At 44.4% G+C, this 7,065-nt stretch carries 10 protein-coding genes and 1 pseudogene; 8 read left to right on the top strand and 3 right to left on the bottom strand.

Annotated elements, in window-relative coordinates; genetic code table 11:
• Nucleotides 1–158: 158 nt before the first annotated feature.
• From V2H45_RS24340 to V2H45_RS25770, 8 genes are all read left to right on the top strand, one after another.
• The gene (locus V2H45_RS24340; protein WP_330486287.1) at nucleotides 159–587 is read left to right on the top strand and encodes an acyl-CoA thioesterase; all 429 of its coding nucleotides are present in this window, start codon (nucleotides 159–161) and stop codon (nucleotides 585–587) included.
• Nucleotides 588–720: 133 nt separating this feature from the next.
• Nucleotides 721–2,364 carry a serine/threonine-protein kinase gene (locus tag V2H45_RS24335; protein WP_330486286.1) on the top strand — a complete coding sequence of 548 codons (1,644 nt, stop codon included), beginning with the start codon at nucleotides 721–723 and terminating at the stop codon, nucleotides 2,362–2,364.
• An 88-nt stretch (nucleotides 2,365–2,452) separates the two neighbouring features.
• Entirely contained in the window at nucleotides 2,453–2,959 is a 507-nt protein-coding gene (locus tag V2H45_RS24330) for a hypothetical protein (protein ID WP_330486285.1), read from the top strand.
• Nucleotides 2,960–3,005: 46 nt separating this feature from the next.
• Complete coding sequence (locus V2H45_RS24325) at nucleotides 3,006–3,701, top strand: DUF4337 domain-containing protein (RefSeq protein ID WP_330486284.1); 696 nt, start codon at nucleotides 3,006–3,008, stop codon at nucleotides 3,699–3,701.
• A gap of 225 nt (nucleotides 3,702–3,926) precedes the next feature.
• Nucleotides 3,927–4,424 (top strand): DUF1648 domain-containing protein, encoded by a 498-nt coding sequence (locus tag V2H45_RS24320; protein ID WP_330486283.1) that lies wholly within the window; start codon nucleotides 3,927–3,929, stop codon nucleotides 4,422–4,424.
• A gap of 106 nt (nucleotides 4,425–4,530) precedes the next feature.
• Nucleotides 4,531–4,779 (top strand): helix-turn-helix domain-containing protein, encoded by a 249-nt coding sequence (locus V2H45_RS24315; protein ID WP_330486282.1) that lies wholly within the window; start codon nucleotides 4,531–4,533, stop codon nucleotides 4,777–4,779.
• 100 nt (nucleotides 4,780–4,879) lie between these two features.
• A complete protein-coding gene (locus V2H45_RS24310) occupies nucleotides 4,880–5,206 on the top strand; it encodes a helix-turn-helix domain-containing protein (RefSeq protein WP_330486281.1) in 327 nt (108 codons plus the stop codon).
• Between the two features lie 90 nt (nucleotides 5,207–5,296).
• Nucleotides 5,297–5,398 (top strand): transposase, encoded by a 102-nt coding sequence (locus V2H45_RS25770; protein WP_408648905.1) that lies wholly within the window; start codon nucleotides 5,297–5,299, stop codon nucleotides 5,396–5,398.
• 189 nt (nucleotides 5,399–5,587) lie between these two features.
• On the opposite strand, the gene V2H45_RS24305 is transcribed toward V2H45_RS25770, so the two are convergent.
• The 3 genes and pseudogenes from V2H45_RS24305 to V2H45_RS24300 form a co-directional block, all read right to left on the bottom strand.
• Entirely contained in the window at nucleotides 5,588–6,130 is a 543-nt protein-coding gene (locus tag V2H45_RS24305; RefSeq protein ID WP_330486280.1) for a DUF3122 domain-containing protein, read from the bottom strand.
• Nucleotides 6,131–6,189: 59 nt separating this feature from the next.
• Nucleotides 6,190–6,302, bottom strand: a pseudogene (locus V2H45_RS25765) (oleate hydratase); the annotation flags it as partial.
• Between the two features lie 50 nt (nucleotides 6,303–6,352).
• Nucleotides 6,353–6,964 (bottom strand): hypothetical protein, encoded by a 612-nt coding sequence (locus V2H45_RS24300; protein WP_330486279.1) that lies wholly within the window; start codon nucleotides 6,962–6,964, stop codon nucleotides 6,353–6,355.
• Nucleotides 6,965–7,065: the final 101 nt, after the last annotated feature.

Here is a 7,065-nt window from a genome sequence, read left to right as displayed (position 1 = left end):
AAGGAAAGGCTCTGGCAGTTTAACGGTAGACATTTTTACGCCGTAGTCTACTAGAACGCTGCCTAAACTAGCCTTGCAAGGGGCAAAAATTTTTCCCAAGGAAAAGACCGATCGGTCTGTAATTTATCAAAATATATCAGATAGGAGATAATGGAATCATGACACAACTCGTAGAATCGAAACAATTGATAAACGTGGAATTGAAACTCCCCGTACAGCCCTATGACATCGACTTTGCAGGAGTTGTCAGCAATATTGTCTACATTCGCTGGCTTGAAGATCTTCGTGTTGCTTTGGTTTCAGCTTGTTTCTCTCTATCAGAGATGGTGGAACAGGATATTGCTCCTATTCTTTTAGAAACCTCCATTCAGTACAAGCAACCCGTTGTCCTGTTTGACCTTCCCATCGGTCGCATGTGGATGAGTAAGATGAAATATTTGAGATGGACAGTCAGTGCAGAGATTCTCGTCGGTGAGAAATTAGTTGCCACAGCAGAACAGATCGGTTGCTTTATCAATTTATCTAGCCGCAAACCAGTATCGATTCCCAAGGAACTCTCTCAGGCTTTTAGACTCAGGGAACCATGAACAGTGAGTGGCTCGCGATCGGAAAATTTGAGAAAATGGGTATAGATAGGTTTACGAATAGCAAAGATCGCAGTTTTCTTCGCTATTTTTCTCTACAATCAGAGTAACCTAACCTTATCTGGGTGCGATCGCCATGGCAGCAAAAGTACTTGACGGACGGTACAAATTAATCAAAAAACTGGGTGTAGGGGGATTTGGGCAAACATTTATTGCCCGCGATATGCGTCGTCCCGGCACACCGCCCTGTGTGGTTAAACAACTCAAGCCTGCTAGCGACGATCCTAACTTCATTCGAGAAGCTAGACGATTGTTTAATACAGAGGCTGAGACCCTTGAGAAGTTGGGTAAGCACGATCAAATTCCTCAACTTTTGGCATATTTTGAAGAAGATCAGCAGTTCTATTTGGTGCAAGAGTTTATCGAAGGTAAGTCTCTCCATGATGAACTCAACCCCAAAGTAACTGAAGAAGAATCTTCGGATGATAACGATCCTGAGTCGCTGATTAAGATGCTAGAAACGAGCGAACCACCCAGAAGCAAGCTACTGTCTGAGTCAGAGGTTGTTGCTATTCTCAAAGATGTCCTAGATATTTTAGCGTTCGTTCATTCCGAAGGTGTGATTCATCGAGATATTAAGCCTGATAACTTAATTCGTCGCAAAAAAGATGGAAAGATGGTTCTGATTGATTTTGGAGCGGTCAAAGCCTTACAGGAAGGAGGGGCTGTAGAAACGAGTAATGGTGAATCGCGATTTACTGTCACCATTGGCACGCCCGGATATATGCCCAACGAACAATGTGCGGGTAGACCGAACTATAGTAGCGATCTCTATGCCTTGGGAATGGTAGCGATTAAAGCCCTGACAGGTTTAAGCCCCACCGATCTGCCCACCGATCCTGCCACAGGGGAACTGGTTTGGCGCAATCAAGCGAGGGTAAACAATGGCTTGGCAATGGTGCTAACGCGGATGATTCGCTACCAGTATACGCAGAGGTATCAATCGGCAAAGGAAGTGCTGCAAGGACTGACGGCCTTTAGTATATCTGAAGATACAGTAAGCAAGACACCCACAGCGCTCGTACCTACAACAGGAAAGGCATCTAGTAGTTTAACGAACTATCAGGAAACTCCTGTACGTCCCCATGCATCAACTTCCACAAAAACCGTACCGAAAGCTAACGCGCAGTCTAATTCTGGGTCTGGATTTCTGGTTGTTGGGTTACTGGCAATGGTAGCCATTACAGGGATGTCGATCCCAATCTTTATGCGATCGCAACAAAAGCCTGCCACAGTGCCAACACCTGTTCCTACAGTGGTTGTAGAAACTACCCAAAATCCTTCACCTAGCGCCACCGATCCCTCTGGAAAACCCTCACCCGTGGCAACGCCCATAAGTAGCAGCCCCGATCCGGGTAGCCTCAGTCAAGCGTTAAATCTAGAGGTTGGGAAAGAGGCGATCGCCAATGGCACGCTCCAAGCAGCTTCGACGAACAGCTATCTCGTCAGCGTCAAAGCCGGTCAAAAGCTCAAGGCTGCATTATCGGGTGCTGGTGTTGTGATGACCGTGTTGGATGCTAGTAATGCACCATTAAGTAGTGCAGTGGGAGTGACTTCCTTTGAAGGAAGTCTACCGACAACTGGAGTTTATATGATTCAAATCAAGACAAGTCCAGATGTGAAACAAGCTAACTACATCCTCAAGGCAGCGTTGACTGAAGAGGCAACACCTCCTACAAACATTGCCCCCATTGAGGTTAAGGTCGATCCCAAGAGATGACTTTTTAGGTCAAAATGAAACAATTTTTTCCAAAATATTGCTCCATGTGATTTAGTAGAAATATTGAAGTTTGCGGAGGAACCAAATCGTGACCCACGATGTTACGCTCCCAATTTATGTAAAGCCATCGTTCTCACCACGTTGCGTGGTGTGTGAATGTGAAAATCCGACCGCGATCGCAGATATTACAGTTTTAGTATCTGCCCCAGTGCAGGGATTGGCTGAAGATGCAGTCGATCTGGCACTTGACACGCACAGCCCCAGTGGAAATCGGAATATCTCTCTTCAAGTTCCTGCCTGCCCCCGCTGCAAAAAAGGATTAAAACGCTGGCACTTTTGGAAACTCATCGTGCAATATCTTGGCCCACTCCTCGGTACGGCTCTACTCATTCTCGCTTTGATTAAAGGTTTGACCTATCTAGGCATAGGCATAGTGATCGTCGGGATTGCATCGCCAGTTATCTACGAGCTTGTTAACCCACCAGCATTTAATGCTACGGGGAGTGGCAGAAAACTCATCTATGAATTTCGATCGCAACGCTGTTCTCAAGAATTCGCACAACTGAACCAGAAAGAGGAAAACTCTGGTTCGTAATCTGGTTCGTAATATTGAATCGTTTAAAAGGAGCAGGAGAAAAGTTATGGATGTAAATCCAATGGAAATAGTTGAAGCCGAGAATGATAGCAATGCAGAGAAAGAAAAAGAAAAGAAAAAAAGTCGCTTGAATACCTATGTAGCGATCGCCGTTGCCCTTCTAGCTACTTTTATCGGTGTCTGCAAAGTTAAAGATGACAATATCGTACAGGCAATGCAGCAAGCCCAGGCAAATCGAATTGATGACTGGGGCTTATATCAAGCTCGAAATATACGTACAGAAATTGCTCAAGCAACAATTGCACAATTAGAACTTCAGGCTTTATCTCAGCCTAAAGATATTCGTCAAGCATATCAAAAGAAAATTGCTTACTATCAAGAGCTTTCCGACCGAGAGAACAAAAAGAAATTAGAAGAAAAAGCAAAGGCAGAAAATGACCAAAAGACATACGATCAGCTTAACTTCCACGACGATCAATTTGATTTAGCGGATGCTAGCCTTGCGATCGCGATCTCATTATTTGCGCTAACTTCTCTAACCCAAAAACGATGGCTTTTTGGAATCGCAATGGTTCCTACCGCATTTGGTGTACTTATGGGGCTAGCAGGTTTATTAAATTGGGGAATTCATCCCGATGCCCTCACAAATTTATTGTCAGATAGTTCTTTAACACAGCCCCCATCAACTTTGATCTCAGTTGACGATCGCACAGAGGCAACTTCTTTAAATAGAACTTTATAAATACGGTCTGTGCTCTAACTACAAAACATCGCCGACCGCAATTAGAGATAGACCTAAATACCAGCGATTGCGATGGACTTCTTCAAACTTTTGCTAAAAGTTATCGACAGAGCACAATATTTCTTTTAATCTGAGCCGTATGACTGTTAGGCTACCAAATGCTTGAATGACCTACTCAGTCTTTTTTATTTCGCTAATTTAAATTGACTTTTACAGAGGTAATCAATGAAATTTCCTTTTTATGGAATCTTGGCTTTGGTAGCTTTTGCGATCGCACAGGTCATCTATTATTTTCCTTTACTCCCCGAAACAGTAGCATCGCACTTCAACAACGCTGGTCAGGCAAATGGTGCATCTCCTAAAATCGCCTATTTTGGGCTCTATTTTCTGGTCGTCGCGATCGTGCTCGGAATCAGTCTGGGGATTCCGCGACTGCTTGATCGCCTTCCTATCTCTATCATTAACTTATCGAATAAAGAGTATTGGCTGTCTGAGGACAATCGCTTCGGTTCGATCGCCTATCTCAAGCAAAGCTTTGGATGGTTTGGTGTAATGACTCTATTACTGGTGATCGTTGCCTTTCAGCTTACTTTTCTAGCCAATCTCGATCCCGCGAAATCCTTCTCTTCCTTTTGGCTGTTCTTGAGTTTGGGTGCATATCTTATCTCAGTCGTGATTTGGATAGTAGCGCTATATAGACGCTTTCACAAGCCTCCTGCTTAGTTCTCTGTCTTTCAAACCTTCGGAGCCTATATAGTCATCCTAAATAGGGTATGAACGTTATTGGATAAAGAAAGAAGCCCCTGAAGTGTAACATTTACCTATTCTGATGGATAGTCTAGAACAGTTTATTCAAAGCAATCCTCCCTCTCGTGAACTCAAACGAGCCCTTGCCGTACAAATGATCGAGAGGGGTTACAGTTATCGAGCAATCCGAGATGTGCTGCAAGTATCCATAGGGTTTATCAGCAATAGCAATCAAAGTTATGAGGATAAAGGCGTAGCAGGACTGAAATCGAATTACTGGGGTACGCAAGGGTATCTCAAAGCCCAACAGAAGCAAGAATTATTTACTTAGTTAGACCAGAAAGAGTACTGGACAATTGAGGAACTAGTCGAGCATATCGCGGTTTTCAAGAGATTACGGACATAAGGTAGAATCAAAAAAAAGAGGAAAAATGGGAGTCGCATATTCAGAAGACCTGAGGAAATGCATCATCAAAGCACATGAAGAAGGGCAACAATCCGTAAGAGCCCTAGCACAACGCTTTCAGGTGGGCAAAAGTTTTGTAAGTCAGTTGATTCAACGCTATCAACAAACAGGGAGTTATGCAGCCAAACCTCATGGCAAAGGTGAGAAACCCCAAATCGGAGAAGAAGACTTAAATTGGCTCAAAGCAAAAGTCATCGAAAAAAATGACAGCACTCTAGAAGAATTATGTCGAATGTTAGAAAGCGAAAGAGACATACAAGTTAGTCAACCAACTATGTGCCGAGCATTGTAGAAAATAGGCTTGACCCGCAAAAAAAAACTTTTCATGCTGACGAACAAGAAAGAGAAGAAGTTCAACAATTGAGGCAAGAGTACCAGAAAAGTGATATTTTTACCTAAATATTCGCCAGATTTATCACCAATTGAACTCTTATGGTCAAAAACCAAAGAGTTTTTGCGTTCTCATAAACCTCGTACCCGATAGGAATTGGATAACGCGATCGCAGATGCACTTAACACTGTGACGAAGAAGGATATTGTAGGATGGTATTCAGATTGTGATGCCAAGACGGTTCTCCTATAATCCCGTCCTCGTTAACATGAAAACTGCGATAGGCAAAATCTCACGAACGAATTAATGACAACCCCAGAAACCGATTACGACTCCTCAAATCTATTCTCTGGAAGAAAAGAGCGTTTGCCACTCTTGCACAAAAGATGGTGGAACCGATAGATGAATCTCTTCACCATTGCTCGCTGACAGGATCAACATGAGAGGGATTTCTACCTGTAACTGCGACAATATCGGCTGAAGATTATACTGTCCTACGCTAGGTTCTGGTGTAGACAAATCCGTAAAAATAAAGCTGGAGGTATCATCAGCAGTCGAGGTTCCACCTAGCGAATTAGTTAACAATAAAGGTTTGCTGCGATCGATGTCTACCATACCTGGGAAACCGACTAAACGCAGATCGAAGCTCGTTTTGCCGTTGGGAGGAATCCGTTTAAATGCGATCGCTTGCCAGCTATTTCCATGCTGATCTTTGAGGGTTTGCCTAGATTGGTAAACCATTTGTCCAGGGGCTTCTTGGAGTTGCGTAATTCCTGCAACTGCATGGAGATTCGTAAAGGTTCCTAGACCCAGAGACACCATCGAAACAATGGTTAACAGCAATAAGAAATGAGAAAATATCTTGCTCAGAAAATATCCAATCATAAAAATTCCTCTCATGATAATTATTGAAATGCTTTAATTACCGCATCAAGTTTCACTTTAAGGCTCCCACCTAGGACAGGCATGGCTTCAAAGATTGTAATATTACCCCCTTGAATGCCACCATCGCGAATCAGGCAGCCGTTGCCAAGGAGCCGATTCCACCGCCTACCATGTAGGCTTTACGATTAGAGGCATTAGGTTCGCTAGTTCGATCGGACATATTTAAGTCTCCGCGTTCTTTACATGGGTTGGAGTGGAGTTGTAAAATTCCCGCGCCTTTGCCAGTAGCTGGTCTTCGGTCATATGTTGTTCGTTTACGACGACCGTACCAATAACGCGCTCGGCAAGTTCGTGATGGTGTTGTTTGAGTTCAGCTAGCAGATAGTCCATCGCGCTGCTGGCTCCCGTCGCACTACCAAAGATTAGGATCTTTTCTGCACCGCTCAGCGATCGCGCGATCGCATCGTAGAAGGGTTTGAGTTCGTGCTGGCGCTGACCGTTGGCATCGTCATCGACATTGTGTAGGTGTCGGTGCGAATTATCGGGGTCGTAAGGTACGATCCGCTCTGGCACGGTGCCATGCAGTTCCGTCCTGTAAATTCTTGCCTCACGATGATCGATAACGACCAGTAGGTGAGTCCCCTCAGCGATCGCTGCCTGTTCGGGTACAGCAGAGCGCTCAAGGAAGTGACGAATCTGCATCAGGTCTTGAACGTCAGAGAAATTTTTGTGGCGCGGAGGGTGAACCGTCAGGGTTTCGCCATTCCGCGCAAATTTGATACTGCCGTTGTGCTCCTCTGTGACATCGGTGAGGGCATTTAACATCGATCGCACATCGTGCCACTGAAGATTCCGAGCGATCGGGTGCTGAAAGACAGCATTGTAAGAGCGTGTTTGAGAAGTTTAGGGTAGAAAAAAAGCCCCCAAAGTTATAG

It is taken from the genome of Tumidithrix elongata BACA0141, assembly GCF_036349135.1.
GTDB classification, from domain to species: Bacteria; Cyanobacteriota; Cyanobacteriia; order Pseudanabaenales; family Pseudanabaenaceae; genus Tumidithrix; species Tumidithrix elongata.
Note: the sequence above shows the minus strand (reverse complement) of the source record. Positions and strands in the feature narration are given on the sequence as shown.